11 protein-coding genes are annotated in these 16,030 nt (G+C 64.9%); 6 read left to right on the top strand and 5 right to left on the bottom strand.

Annotated features, from left to right (window positions below):
- Nucleotides 1–116: 116 nt before the first annotated feature.
- Genes ACSYDW_RS10725 through ACSYDW_RS10715 form a run of 3 tightly spaced genes read right to left on the bottom strand, consistent with a single transcriptional unit; the run spans nt 117 to nt 4,370 of the window.
- Nucleotides 117–3,026: an ABC transporter permease family protein gene (locus ACSYDW_RS10725; RefSeq protein WP_438338729.1), complete on the bottom strand. Its 2,910-nt coding sequence runs from the start codon at nt 3,024–3,026 to the stop codon at nt 117–119.
- 1 nt (nt 3,027) lies between these two features.
- Entirely contained in the window at nt 3,028–3,753 is a 726-nt protein-coding gene (locus ACSYDW_RS10720) for an ABC transporter ATP-binding protein (protein WP_438338728.1), read from the bottom strand.
- Nucleotides 3,750–4,370, bottom strand: a complete 621-nt coding sequence (locus ACSYDW_RS10715; protein WP_438338727.1) for a PadR family transcriptional regulator — start codon at nt 4,368–4,370, stop codon at nt 3,750–3,752. Before ACSYDW_RS10715 ends, ACSYDW_RS10720 begins: the two co-directional genes overlap by 4 nt.
- Nucleotides 4,371–4,678: 308 nt before the next feature.
- Here ACSYDW_RS10715 and ACSYDW_RS10710 point away from each other — a divergent pair, with 308 nt between their 5' ends.
- The 6 genes from ACSYDW_RS10710 (at nt 4,679) to ACSYDW_RS10685 (ending at nt 14,142) form a co-directional block, all read left to right on the top strand.
- Nucleotides 4,679–5,347 (top strand): LysE family translocator, encoded by a 669-nt coding sequence (locus tag ACSYDW_RS10710; protein ID WP_438338726.1) that lies wholly within the window; start codon nt 4,679–4,681, stop codon nt 5,345–5,347.
- 69 nt (nt 5,348–5,416) lie between these two features.
- On the top strand, nt 5,417–6,079 hold the full coding sequence (locus ACSYDW_RS10705; RefSeq protein ID WP_438338725.1) for a LysE family translocator: 663 nt from the start codon (nt 5,417–5,419) through the stop codon (nt 6,077–6,079).
- A 9-nt stretch (nt 6,080–6,088) separates the two neighbouring features.
- A complete protein-coding gene (locus ACSYDW_RS10700) occupies nt 6,089–6,694 on the top strand; it encodes a HutD/Ves family protein (protein ID WP_438338724.1) in 606 nt (201 codons plus the stop codon).
- 820 nt (nt 6,695–7,514) lie between these two features.
- Complete coding sequence (locus ACSYDW_RS10695) at nt 7,515–9,884, top strand: biotin carboxylase (RefSeq protein ID WP_438338723.1); 2,370 nt, start codon at nt 7,515–7,517, stop codon at nt 9,882–9,884.
- Between the two features lie 124 nt (nt 9,885–10,008).
- Nucleotides 10,009–11,235 (top strand): serine hydrolase domain-containing protein, encoded by a 1,227-nt coding sequence (locus ACSYDW_RS10690; protein ID WP_438338722.1) that lies wholly within the window; start codon nt 10,009–10,011, stop codon nt 11,233–11,235.
- Between the two features lie 186 nt (nt 11,236–11,421).
- Nucleotides 11,422–14,142 carry an aminotransferase class I/II-fold pyridoxal phosphate-dependent enzyme gene (locus ACSYDW_RS10685; RefSeq protein WP_438338721.1) on the top strand — a complete coding sequence of 907 codons (2,721 nt, stop codon included), beginning with the start codon at nt 11,422–11,424 and terminating at the stop codon, nt 14,140–14,142.
- Nucleotides 14,143–14,169: 27 nt separating this feature from the next.
- On the opposite strand, the gene ACSYDW_RS10680 is transcribed toward ACSYDW_RS10685, so the two are convergent.
- Both ACSYDW_RS10680 and ACSYDW_RS10675 read right to left on the bottom strand, forming a co-directional pair.
- Complete coding sequence (locus ACSYDW_RS10680) at nt 14,170–14,658, bottom strand: universal stress protein (RefSeq protein WP_438338720.1); 489 nt, start codon at nt 14,656–14,658, stop codon at nt 14,170–14,172.
- A gap of 81 nt (nt 14,659–14,739) precedes the next feature.
- Nucleotides 14,740–15,927 carry a TerC family protein gene (locus tag ACSYDW_RS10675; protein WP_438338719.1) on the bottom strand — a complete coding sequence of 396 codons (1,188 nt, stop codon included), beginning with the start codon at nt 15,925–15,927 and terminating at the stop codon, nt 14,740–14,742.
- Nucleotides 15,928–16,030 lie beyond the last annotated feature (103 nt).

The raw sequence follows: 16,030 nt of genomic DNA, 5'->3' as shown, positions 1-16,030 counted from the left end.
TAAAGCTCCTGGAATGGCTTTTCCCCGTGCAATACACGATGTCGAAAACGGGACTGGCAGTATTCGTCACGATGCATTCGATTCACGGAAGGTCCACAACACGGCCAGGTGCGGGACTAAGCCAACGTTTGGCGACGGGTCAGCGGCACGTTGCCGCGGGTAAAGACCCAGGCTACGACGGCTCCAACGCAGGGCACGACTATTAGCAACACTGCGAGCTGTGACCAGGGGATTACCACCGGCATCCCTGCCTGGGCTGAGAGCATGATGATCATGGGGAGCGTTCCGGCGAATAGTCCCAACAACGTGCCAAGTGAAGCCGTCATGACGGTCTGCGCGCCGGACATCGCCTTGCGCAGTCTGGTGTCGGCCCCAATGCCGGCAAGCGTTGCATGGTCGATGCGGCCATCAGCCAGCGCTAGGCCGGTGGTGATCCCTGCGGCGCTGAGCGTAATCAACGCTGCCCCGGCGACAATCAACCACAGAATCGAGGTCACGTTGGTTGCAGGACCTGTCTCAAACTGCGAGTAATATGCTTCCCCGGTCAGTGCCACCAACGCACTTGCAAAAGTGTCGTACTGTTTCTGGGTTGGTGCTTGTGGCGCGGTGAGCAACAGGGTCCGGTCCACCACCGGCATCTGGACCTTGGCCGCGGTATCGGCCGAAACCACACCGTAGAAATCCAGGGGCCGTTCCGGTTCCTCAAGTACGGCGTGCAGCGCGTGTGTTGTGATCGGGCTGTACTGAGTCCGCAAATAGGCGCTGTCTTCTTGGAAGCCATTTCCGGTACCCGACCGCCAAGGTTCATTGCGGTCATACACCACCAGGGATGCGGATTTCGCATCGGTGAGGAAAACCCTATTGGTGACGACAACCCCGCCGTCCTTCAACGTCTTGAGTGCTGCGGCACTTGGTGCTCGACCCAATAGCGCGGTGAGTTCCGGTTCCCCGCCCACCACCAGGGCCGGAAGCAGGTCGTGCTCGTACCCGTGGCTCATGGGCCCGCTGCAACGCCAGTCGTTGAGATCCTTGGGTCGGAAATCCTCGCCCATGGCGCACCGATTCTCCGTTGGTTCCTGCAGCATCCATGACAGGCATTGGACGTCTGCTGGATCACGACCATCCTGTTCGGCCTTGAACTCATTTACGCGACATGCGGAACTGCTTGGCGTACCGGCGATGATCTGCTGTTTGACCTCCGGTCCGAAGATCTGTTGGACAGCGGAAGCCACGGGTTCGGGATCGATACTGACCGCTTTCAGCGCCGTCAGGGTCGACGAATCTGGACCGAATTGGATCTCGGTGCTCTGGGTTTTTTCCAAGGCGATTCCGGCTTGGTTGAGGTTGAAGCGCCATTGGTGGAGATCGCTACCTTGTTGCATGAGGCTTGAAGTCAACACGATCAATGCGCCGGAGAGCGACGCCGCTGCCAGCACCGCCGCGATGGCCGGAACCGTGCGACTGCGGTTGCGCTCCGAATCCCGCGCAGCAAGCCTGAAAGGCACGGGCAGCCAAGACGACTTGGCAGTTAGTAGCGTAACGATCTTGCCCGTCAGGCATACCAGCCCACCGATCAAAAGTATCGTCCCGGCCGCAACCAGCCCCATGGCGACCAGCAACCATTCACTGGCCTCGGCGCTCCGCCCCTGCACCAACGAGACGGCGACCCCTGCGGTCAGAGAAACGACTGATAGCAGGAGCAACAGCAGTCCAACGCGCGGAGTCCGCTTGGATCCGACTTCAGCGGTCCTGCCCGATTTCAGTGCTGCCAGCGTCGCTTGCTTGGCCACTGCCCGTGCCGGGACAAGCGCCGCGATGACTGCGGAGAGCAATCCCACGAGCACCAGTCCGCAGATAACCGGCCAAAAAATGTGTACACCAGCGAACGACGAATCACCCCGGGATTTCATGATCGTCACCAAGACCGTCCCGCCAACGACCCCCATGCCTGCCCCGAGCACACTGCCGAAAAGTCCAAGCCAGAGACCGCCGGCCGTCACGGTATTGCGCAGAAGGCTCGTCTCGGCACCGGATGCCGCCAACAGCGCCAGATCCCGCTGCTGCTTGCGGGCACCAACGGCAAACGCCGCGCCGGCCAACAGGCCAACTTCCAGCAAAGCCAAGACCCCGATGATCGCCCCGGGGACCGCGAAGTTCAGCACTTGATCGAATCCGGAGCCAATCCCGGTTTCGTCGACATGCGGCCCGATTTCAGCCGCCGAAGGCGGGTCAAGCAGCAGACTGCGCGAAGTGACCTGGATTCCTTGCGCATTGAATTTCTTGGCATCCTGCCACGTGAGCGGGGCACTTCCCACCAGGTAGAGGTCTTCCGAATCCGCTTGGACCGGTTTCCCTGGCGGAAGCTGTCGCTCGTTGAGATAGATCCGGGTTTCGGAATCATCCCGGGCACTGTCGCGAAGCGTGCCGGTGATGGCAAACTTGCCGGCCGAGGTATCGATGACATCTCCCGAGCGAAGATCGAAGCGTTTCAGCAGTCCGGGGGAAACGAGTGCCTGTTCCGTTGTTGCCGGGGCATGTCCGTCCAGCAACACATATTTGCCGGTGAACGCCGGATGCAGCACGTCGCTGATCACCGTCGGCAGGACGATGTTGGCGTTGCCGACCTTTGCGGTGAGCTCCACGGATTTCCAGCCGATCGTCTCGAACCCCGCGGGTGCCATCGAGGCCGGAGCTGCAGGTGTGAAGTCCGGGTCCTGCTCGCCCGTGAAGAACCTCGTTCCGAGATCGCCCGCCGGGCTTTGCCTGGCTGCACCGTTTGCCACCTGCATACTGCTGAGTCTTCCCTGCGTTTGCCCCAGTTCCCGAGAAACGATTTCCGCAGGGGTGGGGATCATGCTGAAGCCCACGGTGGCGGCGAAGGCCATCCCGAAGATCGGCAAGGCTATCAGCGCGGCGATCAATACCGATCGGCCCTTGTGGCGCTTGATGTCCCTCCACGCCATTCTCAGTGCCAGCTGGAGCTGCCGCCTTTTCCCGCCTGTGACCGGGGTCAGGTCCAACGCCACCTCAGTAGGTCATTCCGGTGAGCAAGACGGAAGGATCGTGCGCAGAGGCTGCCTCGTCGACGATGCGCCCGTCTTTTAGGAACACCACCCGATCGGCCCAGCCGGCATGCCTGGCTTCGTGGGTCACCATCACCACGGCGGCGCCGGCCTCGGCGCGGTGACGCAGGACTTCGAGGATCCCGTCTCCTGTTACCGAGTCCAGGGCCCCGGTGGGTTCATCGGCAAGAATCAGTCGTCGTTCGCCCACGATGGCCCGCGCGATGGCCACACGCTGCTGCTGGCCTCCGGACATCTGGTCCATGTAACGGTTGGCAAGCTCCGGAATCCCCACCAGCCGCAACGCGTCCATGGCCTGGCGGCGTGCCTTGCGCGCGGGAATTCCATCCAGTTCACGTGGCAGTGAAACGTTTTCCGCTGCCGTGAGTGTGGGCACCAGGTTGAAATCCTGGAACACGTATCCGACGGCACGCCGGCGCAGCCTGGCCAGTTCGTTGATGCCCAGCCCTGTCAGCGGGGTGCCCTCGACGAACACGGTGCCGCTGGTCGCCTTGTCCAGTCCGCCGGCCAACGTCAGCAGCGAGGACTTTCCCGAGCCGGAAGGCCCCATCACTGCAACGAATTCGCCTGCATGAATAGTTAAGTTGACGTTGCGGAGGGCTGCAACAGCGGTGGCACCCTCCCCATAGGTGCGTGAGACGCCTTCCAACTGAAGGACTTCGGTGCTCAATTGGAAACCTTTTCATTGTCCGAGACGGCGGTTTGCTGATTCGGCGGTGTCGATGATGCGGTCCTGATTGCGTTTCGTGCTCCTGTGGCCCGTGCGCTTACCCATCCCTCACAGTGGTCCAGCCACCGGACTTCCGCTTCGGTGGAGAAAATGAGGGAATCCAAGACCAGGAGCCAGGCGGCGTCGTTGCCGGTTCTGGCATCGACATCTTTCGCTGCTGATCGACGCTGGCGGGTGTAGGCCTGCAAAGAACGGATCGAGGCGGTGCGCTGAGCCTGTACGACCGCCGCGACGTCAACACCTTCAATAGTCATGGCCAGGGCCAATTTGATCGCCAGTTCGTTGCGCGGAGGATTGCTGTGGGCCACGGGTTCGGCAAACCATCGCGAAACCTCGTCCCGACCGTTCGCAGTGATGCTGTAAATGACTTGCCGCTCACCGCCGGCGACCTCTTTTTCAACCAAGCCGTCGCGCTCCAGCCTGTCAAGCGTCGTATAGACCTGTCCGATATTGAGCGGCCACGTGGTACCCGTCCGCTCTTCGAACTCGCCACGCAACTGGTAGCCATAGCGAGCCCCTTCCTGCAAAAGGGCCAACAACGAATGCCGAATGGACATTGCATTCTCCTCGATCGATTTGGGTAGCACGCGGTTTCGGAAGAGGTTCCGACGACAAACATGAATACCGCGTATGCATTAATCTACCTACCGAGTATGCAGTTTGCAACAGGTACCTCTTCAAACGGACTTAGACAGCCAATCCCGGATCTCCGCGGGAAGACTTTTCGGGCCGCATTTCACAACGGATCTGCCAGCGAAGGCATCAGGCTCTTCGTGCTGCATTCCACGGACACACACGGCCAAAGACTGCCCAAAGACGCGCCTGCCTTTCCGTCGGTGAACCGCCGGCACCGATAATGGATCACATGCCGTTATCTGCTCTTCTTGGTTTCGCCGGTCTCTCGCTGGTCATTGTCCTTGCACCCGGCCCCGACACGTTTCTGCTGCTTCGATACGCCCTGAACCGCCCCCACAACGGCGTTGCCGCCGCGCTGGGGATGATGGTTTCGATCATGCTCTGGGCGGCCCTTGCCGGACTCGGCGTGGCCGCGTTGCTGCAAACCTACCCGGCCATCCACCAAGGAATCGCCATAGTCGGCGGCATCTACCTGCTTTACCTGGGGCTCGGATCCTTCATCAAGGCACGGTTCCTGGCTGGAGCCGCCGCCGCGACGGCACGCACCACGACACGTTCGATCACCGCCGCGGGCACCGCCGAGTTCACCTTCATGCAGTCGCTACGAGCAGGGGCGCTCTCCTCCGCGTTGAACCCGAAGCTCGGTCTGCTGTTCCTGGCCCTGATGCCTCCATTCATCCCTGCCGGCTCCAACCTGCTGCTGTCCGCGCTGACGCTTGGCGCCGTATTCGCGGTGATCGGGTTCGCCTACCTTATGGTCCTGACCTTCATCGCAGCCAAAGCCATGGCCTGGTTCAAGAGCCCGGCGGTCAGCATCTGGCTGGAGCGCGTGTCTTCCGCTGCATTGGCCGTCATGGGTGCGGTGGTGCTCATCGGGGCCTTCGTTCCCCACGACTGATCGGCCGGGACACGCACGACGGGATTCCGGGATGGCCGCATGGCCGCCCATGCCCCAATAATGGGTGACATGCCGTTATCCGCCCTTCTGGGTTTCGCGGGGATAGCCCTCGTGGTCGTCCTGACGCCGGGACCCGACACCTTTCTGCTCCTGCGCTACGCCTTGAACCGGCCACGCAACGGAGTGGCTGCGGCCGCCGGCATGATGGTTTCGATCATGGGATGGGCCGCCCTGGCCGGCATCGGTGTTGCCGCGCTGTTGAAAACCTACCCGGCCATCCACCAGGCCATCGCGGTCATCGGCGGCTTGTACCTGCTTTACCTTGGGCTCGGCACCTTCATCAAGGCACGGTTCCTGGGCGGGGCTTCAGCAGCCACGGCCCGGACTGCCACTCGCGTGCAGGCTGCCGGCAGCGTGGAGTTCACGATCCCGCAATCGTTCAGGGCGGGCATGCTTTCCTCGGCGTTGAACCCCAAACTTGGACTGCTTTTCCTGGCACTGATGCCGCCCTTCATCCCCCCGGGTTCCAACCTGTTGACCTCCGCCTTGCTGCTCGGTCTCGTGTACACGGTGATCGGCTTTGCCTACCTCATGGCGCTCACCCTCGTTGCGGCCCGCGCCGTGGCCTGGTTCAAGAGCCCGGCCGTGGGCATCTGGATGGAACGCATCTCCTCCGCCGCGCTGGCGGCCATGGGCGTTGTGGTGCTCATTGGCGCCTTCGTTTCCAACTAAGCTCGACACATGAGTAATCCCACGCTGGCAACCGGCTCGATCGTTCCCTTGGCCGCATCGCCCAAGAAAATGTGGGGCCAGGCCCAGGGCCAGGTCCGGGATATCGCGGCAGGAACGCTCGATGCCGACGGCGCGCTCGTCCCCTCGACAGCAGAAGAATGGGACTGGCGCCTGAGCGTCGCTTCCATCGAGAGAGCCGGAAATTTCACGCCCTATGACGGATTCGACCGCACTTTGACGGTCATCACCGGCGAATTGCTCGAACTTACCATCGACGGAACCAAGCAGGCTGTGGAGCTATACCGCCCGCTGAAGTTCCCGGGCGGAAGCACCACCAGCGCGACGCTGCCCACCGGCGAGGTCCTTGCCTTGAACCTGATTACCCGCACCGGCGCGGTACGCGGCAACGTCCGGATAGTCGAGCTCTCCAAGAAACGCGAGCAATACCTCTTCGGCTCGCAGTTCGGAGTCCTGCTCCAGGGGAAGGCAGTGGTTCTCCAAGGCGACACAGAGCGTGCAGTTGAGCTGCGTGACACCGTGGTCGGAGGCGAAGAAGATTCTCCGCGCATCAGCGGCCGAGGCTTCATGGCAGTGGTGTCCCTCGACCTTCCCTGAGAAGTCCGGCGGAATCCCGTGCGACTGTCCCGCCAGTACCCGCTCGGGTCTCCCCCATTCGCCTGAACTCGCAGCCCTGCCTTGAACCGGGTTGGCTGTCATCGAAAGCCGCATTCCACGCGCGACTCCGCGACGTTTCTGTGCGCCTGCCTTATCTGCTTTGCTGCTGCTTGGTTGCGGCAACTCTCTCAACGGCTTGAGCTACGCTCATGTGCTACGCCTCGTAGCAGCTGTGAATCCTTTATCAAAAGCCCGGTCACACTCCGCAATCGATCGTCACGATTCATTTGGACACAAGAAATATTCGAAAATTCTTCGTGAATGCGCACATCCGACGCCGGAGCGTCATCGGAATCACCTGCGAATCGCCGCCGAACCCGAATCCAAGCCGGAGACGAAACGGCCGGATTTCCCTGGAAAACGGCATCATCGCTAGTCGGAATAGGTTTCGCTAAAACAGTGTAATTTTCGGCTTTATTCGATTGTTTCCGGTGCACGGATTTCCACAGAAGACTTGAAGTCAGGCGCGATTTAACAGTCAATCGCTTTACGCAAAAATGAAACACACGACACGGTCATCTTGGGTACACGCGCTGTTCACTGAATCACACTATGTTGGCGGAACTTGATGATGGAAACGTCGAACCCGAAGCGCTCGATCCGCGGCACCCGCCGCGGACGGCTTTCGGGGGAGGTAGGTCGTCACCCAGTTGCCGGTGTCCGGTGCATCCGTCCAGAAACGGAAAGCATCGCCGACCGGCAGCAGGGAAATGCCCGCCTCCGCAGGATTCGGTGTTCTCCGAATGGAAGGAGTATGAAATTGACCGTACGTGCGAATAAAGCCACCAAGAAGATCGGCCAGCCGAGCCAGATAGCAAAGAATGCAGCTAGATCCGCGGCTTCCAAGGGCACTCTTGCGGAAAGCTCCACCTCGGCAGAAACCGCAGCAGCGACGGCGACCACCCCGCCGGCCTCCGGTGAAACATCCACGGTAGTCGAAAGGGAAACGGCGTCGAAACCCACGGCAACAACACCATCCACGTCGAAGGTCCCGACCACCTCGACGACCCAGGCCGCTGCCGCAAAGCCCGCGGCGAAGGCAACGGACACGGCAAGCCGGACCGGGGCATCGCGCACCGCGACCGACGCGCACAAACCGGCCGCATCCGCGACCAAGGCCGTCGCACCTTCCCCGGAGGAAACCGCAAAGACCCCAACGCAGACGGTCGCCGGAGCTGCCCCGGCCGCTACCCCGACTTCCGCCACCAAGGCCCCGACGAAGACAACCGCCACTGCAACCAAGGACGGTGCCGCGGCACCGTCGGCAACGAAGTCCCCCGCAGCACGACCCGCCGCCGAGTCCGCCCCGGCAACGAAGAGCATTGCTGAACCAGCCGCAAAGACCCCGGCCAAGGCGACCTCGACAGCGACCAAGGCCGGAGACACCTCGGCTGTGGCAACTGCGGAAAAGTCCGCAACCGACAAGCCGGCCGCGAAAACCACGGGTGCAAAGCCGGCAGCTTCGACGGGCAAGGCAGGCTCCGCATCGGCGCCAGCCACCAAGGCACAGGAGACCAAGATCCCTGCCGCTGCCCCGGCCGACCAGCGCACCGCCGAGGAGCCGGCACCGCGGGCAACGCCGACCGGTCCCGAGGCGCCCGAGGCAACCATCGGCACCGACGCGGCCTTCGCCTCGACGGCACCGGCCCTCACCTACCCGCAGGAATTGCGCAATATCTCCGAAGTCCGCCACTTCTTCCGCACCAACGACGTGCCGATCTTCTTCATCGGCGCCACCCCGTTCAACCTGCTGGGCCTGGATCGCTGGGTTCGGAACTTCACCTACATCAGCTACTACAACGCCTGGGACGGCGCCCACCCGCGCGTCTTCACCCCGGCGCTCAAGCCATACCGCGAGTTCGAGTCCGGCGAGGAGATCAACAACTGGCTGTTGCTCAACGCCGAGGTCCGGGCCCGCATGTCCCGCGGCCTGCGCCCCGGCGTCCGCCCGAAGGTCGCCATGGTCTTCTTCAACGAGGAAACCGAGCAGATCTGCAACGAGCTGGGCTACGACCTGATCCTTCCGTCGGCCGAGCTGCGGCACCGGCTGGATTCGAAGATCGTCACCACCCAGCTCGGCAACGAGGCAGGCGCACCGTCGGTCCCCAACGTCCTGACCCAGGGCGTGGACTGGAAGACGCTGCGCGCCGAGGCCGAAAAGGCCGGGCTCGGGGACGAGCTGGTCGTCCAGACCCCGTACGGCGACTCCGGCAAGACCACGTTCTTCATTTCCACCGAGGCTGAATGGGACACCCACGCGGCACAGATCGTCGGCCAGGAAATCAAGGTCATGCGCCGGATCAACAACCTGGCGGTGGCCGTCGAGGCAGTGCTCACGCGTTCGGGCACCGTGGTGGGCCCGTTCCTCGCCGAGCTGGCCGGCCACCAGGACCTCACCCCCTACCCGGGCGGCTGGTGCGGCAACGAGATGCACCCGGATGTCCTCACCTCCTCCCAGCGGACCCGCGCCATGGAGCTGGTCCAGCGCATGGGCGACCGGTTGGTCGTGGAGGGCTACCGCGGCTTCTTCGAGGTCGACGTGCTCGTGGACCTCGACACCGACGAGGTCTACCTGGGCGAGCTGAACCCGCGCATTTCCGGGGCCAGCGCCATCACCAACGTGACGGCCGGGGCCTACGCCGACGTCCCGCTCTTCCTCTTCCACCTGCTCGAGTACATGGACGTGGACTTTGAGCTGGACGTCAAGGAGATCAACGAGCGCTGGGAGGCGCTCTCCGGCGCCGACGTGTGGAGCCACATGATCATCAAGGAAACCTCGGACCGGGTGGAGCTGCTCTCCGCGACCCCGGCCACCGGACTGTACTACCTGGACGCCAACGGCGCCCTGGTCTTCAGCGGCGCGGCCCTGGACTGGCACCTGCTGCAGAACGAGTCCGAGGCGTTCTTCCTGCGCGTCTACGGCCCCGGCGACTACCGCTGGAAGGGTGCCGACCTGGGCATCCTTGTCACCAAGGGCAGGTTGCAGATCGACAGGAACGGGACCTCGCAGCTGAGCATCCGGGCCCGGCACTTCATCGACTGCATCAGGGCCGGGTTCGTCGGCATTCCTCTGGATGGGGCGGTGACGGCCGACCATGCCGTGGGTGCGGGGGTTAAAACCCCTGGGTAGGGCCCGTAGCAAACAACGCCGCAGGACCGCGGCCATGACCCGGCTGCAAGCCGGGAGCAACGAAAGCGCCGTGGCGGCGCAGCAGCGCATCGCCGCACCGCCACGGCCATTGAACGGAGCATTAGTGGATGGCACACACCTGGTCCAACTCCCGCCGGGGATGGACCTGAAGAACTGGCAGACGCCGGAGCACCTGCGCTGGTCCTTCCAGCACATCGCCGACTTCCTGCCCACCGCGGAGATCCCGCGGGGGCCGGGGCTGGCAGTGGCGTTGCCAGCCGCCCACCGCGACCTTGATTCCCTGCCGGTGCCCGGCACCGACCCGGGACTCACGGACACGGCGGAGCCGGGTGCCGAGCCGAGTGCGGGGCCCGGCTCCAGCGTGGGGTCGGTCATGGCCTCCACGGACACCGACGGGTGGATGGTGCTGCACCGCGGGCGCGTGGTCACGGAGCAGTACTTCGGGACCATGGACGCCGGGACCCAGCACCTGCTGATGTCGGTGAGCAAGTCGCTCGTCGGCGCCGTGGCCGGGGCGTTGACCGACGCCGGGGTGCTGTGTCCCGAGCAGCCGCTCACCGCCTATGTTCCCCAGCTGGCGGACACCGGCTATGCCGGTGCCACGGTGCGCAACCTGCTGGACATGCGCTCGGGCATCGCGTTCTCGGAGAACTACCTGGATCCGTTCGCGGAGGTCAGGATGCTCGAAGAGGCGATCGGCTGGGCGCCACCGGCCGTTCCCGGACCCGTGGGGATGTACCCGTACCTGATGACGCTGCGTCAGAAGACGGCCCACGGCGGGGCTTTCGAGTACCGCTCCTGCGAGACCGACATGCTGGGGTGGATCTGCGAGGCGGCGGCCGGGGAGCGGATGCCTTCACTGATGTCGAGGGTGCTGTGGGGCAGGATCGGCGCCCAGGCCGACGCCGCGATCGGCATCGACCAGGTGGGCACGGGGATGTTCGACGGCGGGATCAACGCGACGCTGCGCGACCTGGCCCGCTTCGGTGCGCTCTTCCTCGACGGGGGCCGGGCGCTGAATGGCGAGCGGGTGCTCTCCGGGCAGTGGATCGCCGAAACCCTCGATGGGGCGCCGGACTCCCGCCAGGCCTTCGCCAACAGCCCGGGCGACAACCGGATGCCCGGCGGGATGTACAGGAACCAGATGTGGTTCCCGTACGAGGGCAACAACGTGCTGCTCTGCCTGGGCATCCACGGGCAGATGATCTACATCAACAGGTCCGCGAAGATGGTGGGGGTGAAGCTCTCCAGCTGGCCGTTGCCGCAGGACGCCGCCAAGCTCTTCGCCACCCTGCGGGCCTTCGACTCGATCGCCGCCAGCCTGGACTAGCAACGCCCACCGGCACCTCGGGCCGTTGGCCGGCCCCTTCCGTCCGGCCCCGGTGGCCGCCGCACGCGCGCGGCGGCCACCGAACCCCTGCAACAACCAACTTCCTGTAACCAACCTCCTGCAACCACCACCACACGTCCGGCACGGACACAGCCCAGGATCGGAGCAGCCGTGAAGGCTCCCGCAATGAACACCGACGACGACTACCGAACCCCCAGCAACGTCTGGCGCCTGCGCACCGACGTCTGGGAATACCTGGCCTACGCGGCCAAGCAGCTGCACGGCACCACCGACCCGGCCCTCGCCGAGCGGGGGCTGCTCGACGAGGTCGGGCGCCGGCTGTGCATCCTCGAGGCTGTCGAGGCCTACTGGGCGGTGCCCGGCATGGCGCACGTGGCCGCGCTGCGCGCCCGTTTCGAGGAGGGCGACCACGCCGCGGCGCTGGTGCTGACCGAGGCCGTGACCCGCGGGTTCGCGCGCTTCGAGCCCGACCACGAGGACCACCTGGAAAACCCGGACTCCCCCGCCGTCGCCCTGGAAGCGGCGAGGGCCACCGCCCCGGACCCGCGGCCGCGCTTCGAGGTCCTGGTCATCGACGACATGTCCGAGACGGTTCGCCAGGAGTTCCTCGCCGAGATGGCCCGCCAGCGCCGGGACACCGACGCCTTCGCCTACGCGGTGAACGTGGTGCCAAGCCTCGAGGACGCACTCATCGCGGTGCTGCTGAACCCCACCATCCAGGCCTGCGTGCTGCGTCCCGGCTTCGCGGTGCCCACCCGCCACCGGCCGGGCGATGACCTGCGCGCCTACCTCGATGCCCTGATCGAACCCGGTATCGCGGTCTTCCCGCCGCATGAGCGGATCCTGCGGCTCGCTGACCTGCTCAAGGGCCTGCGCCCGGAGCTGGACCTGTACCTGGTGGCGGACGTGTCCATCGAGGAACTGGCCGGGGCCTCGGGGCGCAGGTTCACCAGGCTCTTCCGCCGCAGCGAATCCATGGAGCTGCACCTCTCCCTGCTCCAGGGCGTCGCCGAACGCCATGCGACGCCGTTCTTCGACGCCGTGCAGCGCCACAGCCGCAAGCCCGCGGCGGTCTTCCACGCCCTGCCGGTCTCCCGCGGCGGCTCCGTCGTCGGGTCCCGGTGGATCAAGGACATGGGCGAGTTCTACGGCCTGAACCTGCTGCACGCGGAAACCTCCGCCACCTCCGGCGGGCTGGATTCGCTGCTGGATCCGCGCAGCTCCCTCAAGGGTGCCCAGCAGCTGGCGGCGCGCGCCTTCGGCGCCCGGCGGACCTACATGGTCACCAACGGAACCTCCACCGCCAACAAGATCGTGCACCAGTCCATCGTCGCCCCGGGCGACGTGGTCATCGCCGACCGCAACTGCCACAAGTCACACCACTACGCGCTCATGCTCGCCGGCGCGCAGGTCGCCTACGTCGATGCCTACCCGCTGGACGAATACTCCTTCTACGGCGCCGTGCCGCTGAAAACGCTCAAGGGCATGCTGCTGGACTACCGCCGTGCCGGCCGCCTCGACGAGGTCAAGATGGTCACGCTGACCAATTGCACCTTCGACGGCATCGTCTACGACGTCCGGCGGGTCATGGAGGAATGCCTGGCCATCAAGCCGGATCTGGTCTTCCTCTGGGACGAGGCCTGGTTCGCGTTCGCCGGCTTCCACCCCATCTACCGCCGGCGCACCGCCATGGCCGCCGCCGCCGCACTCGAGGCCGATTTCAAGGACCCCGACTACATCGAGCGGGCCCGGGCCCAGCGTGCGGCACTCTTCGACGCGCAGACCGGCCAGCCGGTCGATGACCAGGTGTGGCTTTCCACCCGCCTGCTGCCGGACCCGGCGGCGGCCCGGCTGCGCGTCTACGCCACCCAGTCCACGCACAAGACGCTGACCTCGCTGCGCCAGGGGTCCATGATCCACGTCTTCGACCAGGACTTCAGCCACCTCAACGAGGTGACCTTCCGCGAGGCGTACATGACCCACACCTCCACCTCGCCGAACTACCAGATCCTCGCCTCGCTGGACATCGGCCGCCGCCAGGCGGAGCTGGAGGGCTACGAGCTGGTCCAGCGCCAGGCCTACCTGGCCCAGTCCGTGGCCCGGATGGTGGCGCGCCACCCGCTGCTGAAGAAGTATTTCCGGGTGCTCAGCACCCACGACCTGATCCCCCGCGAGTACCGCGCCGCGGCAGGGCCCATGCCGCTGCAGGACGGGCTCGCGGCCATGGAGGAGGCCTGGCGGACCGACGAGTTCGTCGTGGACCCCAGCCGGCTCACGCTGCACATCGGGCGGACCGGCGTGGACGGGGACACGTTCAAGCACAAGTACCTGATGGACCTGCACGGCATCCAGGTCAACAAGACCTCGCGGAACACCGTGCTGTTCATGACCAACATCGGCACCTCGCGCAGCGCCGTGGCCTACCTGATCGACGTGCTGGTCAAGCTCGCCGAGCACTTCGAGCGCGAGCAGGCGGACATGGGGCCGCTGGCGCTTGAGGCCCGCCGGGAAAGGATCGCGGGGCTTGTGGGAACGCCGCCTCCGCTGCCGGACTTCAGCCGCTTTGCCGACAGGTTCCGCAGCGACGACAAGACGACCGACGGCGACATCCGATCCGCCTACTTCACCACCTACAAGACCGGCAGCTGCGGCTACCTGATGCCCCGCCAGCTGGCCGAGCGCGTCATCGCCGGGGACGAGGTGGTCTCCGGCGGGTTCGTGACGCCCTACCCTCCGGGGTTCCCGATCCTCGTGCCGGGGCAGGTCGTCACCAAGGAGATCCTCTCCTACATGGAGTCGCTGGATACCCGCGAGATCCACGGGTTCGACCCGAACCTGGGGTACCGGGTCATCACCGAACTCCCGGAACGCGCGGTCCGGGCATGACGGGGCCCGCTCCGGCGACGCGGCGGTTCAGTGCCTCGGCCTGGCCACCAGGACCGGGCAGGCGGCGTGGCGCACGCACTGCTCGCTGACCGAGCCGAGCAGCATTCCGGCAAGCCCACCGTGCCCGCGGGTTCCCACCACCAGCATGCGCGCGTTCCGGGAGACCTCGATCAGGCTCTTGGCCGGCGGCGCGTGGACCGGTTCGTAGGAAACCTCGACAGTGTCGAACGCGTCGACGACCTTCTTGAGCCCGCGGACCATTTCCGCGCGGACAGCATCCGTGTACTCGGCGAAGGAGGACACGTAGCCGTACTCCCACTCGGCCGGCCGCGGCGCGGTAAGGATGGACCATGACCTGACCACCACGACGGGTGACTCAAGCTTGGCGGCAAGTTCCATGGCCATGCCCAGCGCGTGGTCGGCGCCGGCGGACCCGTCGTGGCCCACCACGATGCTCGTGCCGGACGCCGGCTCCGGGACGGGGTTCGTGGTGCTGAACGTGTTCTCGTTCTTCATGGTGCATCTCCCAGGTGGTGCCGGCCGGCGGTCCGGCCGGGCTGCGTTGCCGCGCCGCACGGGCGTCCGGGCGGCACGTCCCTATCTCTCCAGGTATTCCCCGTGCTGCCGGTGGGCCTCGGCGATCAGCCCGCGAAGCCCCTCGACGTCCTTGGCCTTGTTGCGGTACTTCGGGTCCATGTCCCGGATCTGTGCCTCCTCCTCGGCCAGCAGCCGGTAGATGCGCTCGCGCTCGGCGGAGTCGGCGGTGTAGTCGAGGTCAAGGTAGCTCTCCGCGTGGCGGCGGGCGCTGTTGATGGCCGTTTGGGCCTTGCCCGCCTTGCTCACCAACGAGGCAAGCACCGTCACGGCAAGCACCCCGATGATCACGCCCAGCGACAGGTCGGTGGAGATTTCCACGACCTTCACCGGTTCTCCCCCGTTGATGAAGGGCAGGTTGTTCTCGTGCAGGGCGTGCAGCACCAGCTTGACGCCGATGAACGCGAGGATGGCGGCCAGTCCGTAGGAGAGGTAGATGAGCCGGTCCAGCAGCCCGTCGATCAGGAAGTAGAGCTGCCGCAGCCCCATGAGGGAGAACGCCGTGGCGGTGAAGACGATGTAGACGTTCTGGGTCAGCCCGAAGATCGCGGGGATCGAGTCGAGGGCGAAGAGGATGTCGGTGCCGCCGATGGCCACCATGACCAGCAGCATGGGCGTCAGGGCCTTCCGGCCCTCGTGCATGGTGAACAGCTTGTCGCCGTCGAAGTGGGCGGTGGTGTGGAAGTACTTCCTGGCCAGCCTGACCATGAAGTTCTCCCTCTGTTCATCCCCGTGCGACCCGGGCCTGAGCAGGTTCCCGGCGGTCAGCAGGAGGATCAGCCCGAAGATGTAGAACACCCAGGCGAAGGAGTTGATCAGCGCGGCACCCAGGAAGATGAACCCGGTCCGTGCAACCAGGGAGAAGACGATCCCGAAGAGCAGTACCTTCTGCTGGTCTTCGCGGGGAACCCTGAAGCTGGAGATGATGATCAGGAAAACGAAAAGGTTGTCCACCGAGAGCGCCTTCTCGGTGATGTATCCGGCGAAGTACTCCGACCCCATGGTGCGGCCCCCGAAGGCGAGCACCAGGATTCCGAAGGCGATGGCGATGCCCACGTAGATGGAGGACCAGGTCGCCGACTCCTTCAGCGAGGGCACGTGTGCCTTGCGGATGTGGAAGAAGTAGTCGAACGCAAGCAAACCCGCGATGAGCACCACGGTGAGGACCCAGATCAGCGGCGACACGTCCATTCGACCCTGCTTTCATGGGGTCGCCGCAGCGCGCCCACCCCGGTCCGCGGTGCGAACCGGGTCCGTGCGGCAGGTGCGGATTCCGAGGTGCCCGGGCCGTCGT

The sequence above is a fragment of the Paeniglutamicibacter selenitireducens genome (genome assembly GCF_051550675.1).
Classification (GTDB): Bacteria; Actinomycetota; Actinomycetes; order Actinomycetales; family Micrococcaceae; genus Paeniglutamicibacter.
Note: the sequence above shows the minus strand (reverse complement) of the source record. Positions and strands in the feature narration are given on the sequence as shown.

Bases quoted from the DNA above. Each gene is read 5' to 3' on its own strand.
- ACSYDW_RS10715 (WP_438338727.1), bottom strand. From the start codon at position 4,370: ATGTCCATTCGGCATTCGTTGTTGGCCCTTTTGCAGGAAGGGGCTCGC.
- ACSYDW_RS10710 (WP_438338726.1), top strand. From the start codon at position 4,679: ATGCCGTTATCTGCTCTTCTTGGTTTCGCCGGTCTCTCGCTGGTCATT.
- ACSYDW_RS10705 (WP_438338725.1), top strand. From the start codon at position 5,417: ATGCCGTTATCCGCCCTTCTGGGTTTCGCGGGGATAGCCCTCGTGGTC.
- ACSYDW_RS10700 (WP_438338724.1), top strand. From the start codon at position 6,089: ATGAGTAATCCCACGCTGGCAACCGGCTCGATCGTTCCCTTGGCCGCA.
- ACSYDW_RS10685 (WP_438338721.1), top strand. From the start codon at position 11,422: ATGAACACCGACGACGACTACCGAACCCCCAGCAACGTCTGGCGCCTG.
- ACSYDW_RS10680 (WP_438338720.1), bottom strand. From the start codon at position 14,658: ATGAAGAACGAGAACACGTTCAGCACCACGAACCCCGTCCCGGAGCCG.
- ACSYDW_RS10675 (WP_438338719.1), bottom strand. From the start codon at position 15,927: ATGGACGTGTCGCCGCTGATCTGGGTCCTCACCGTGGTGCTCATCGCG.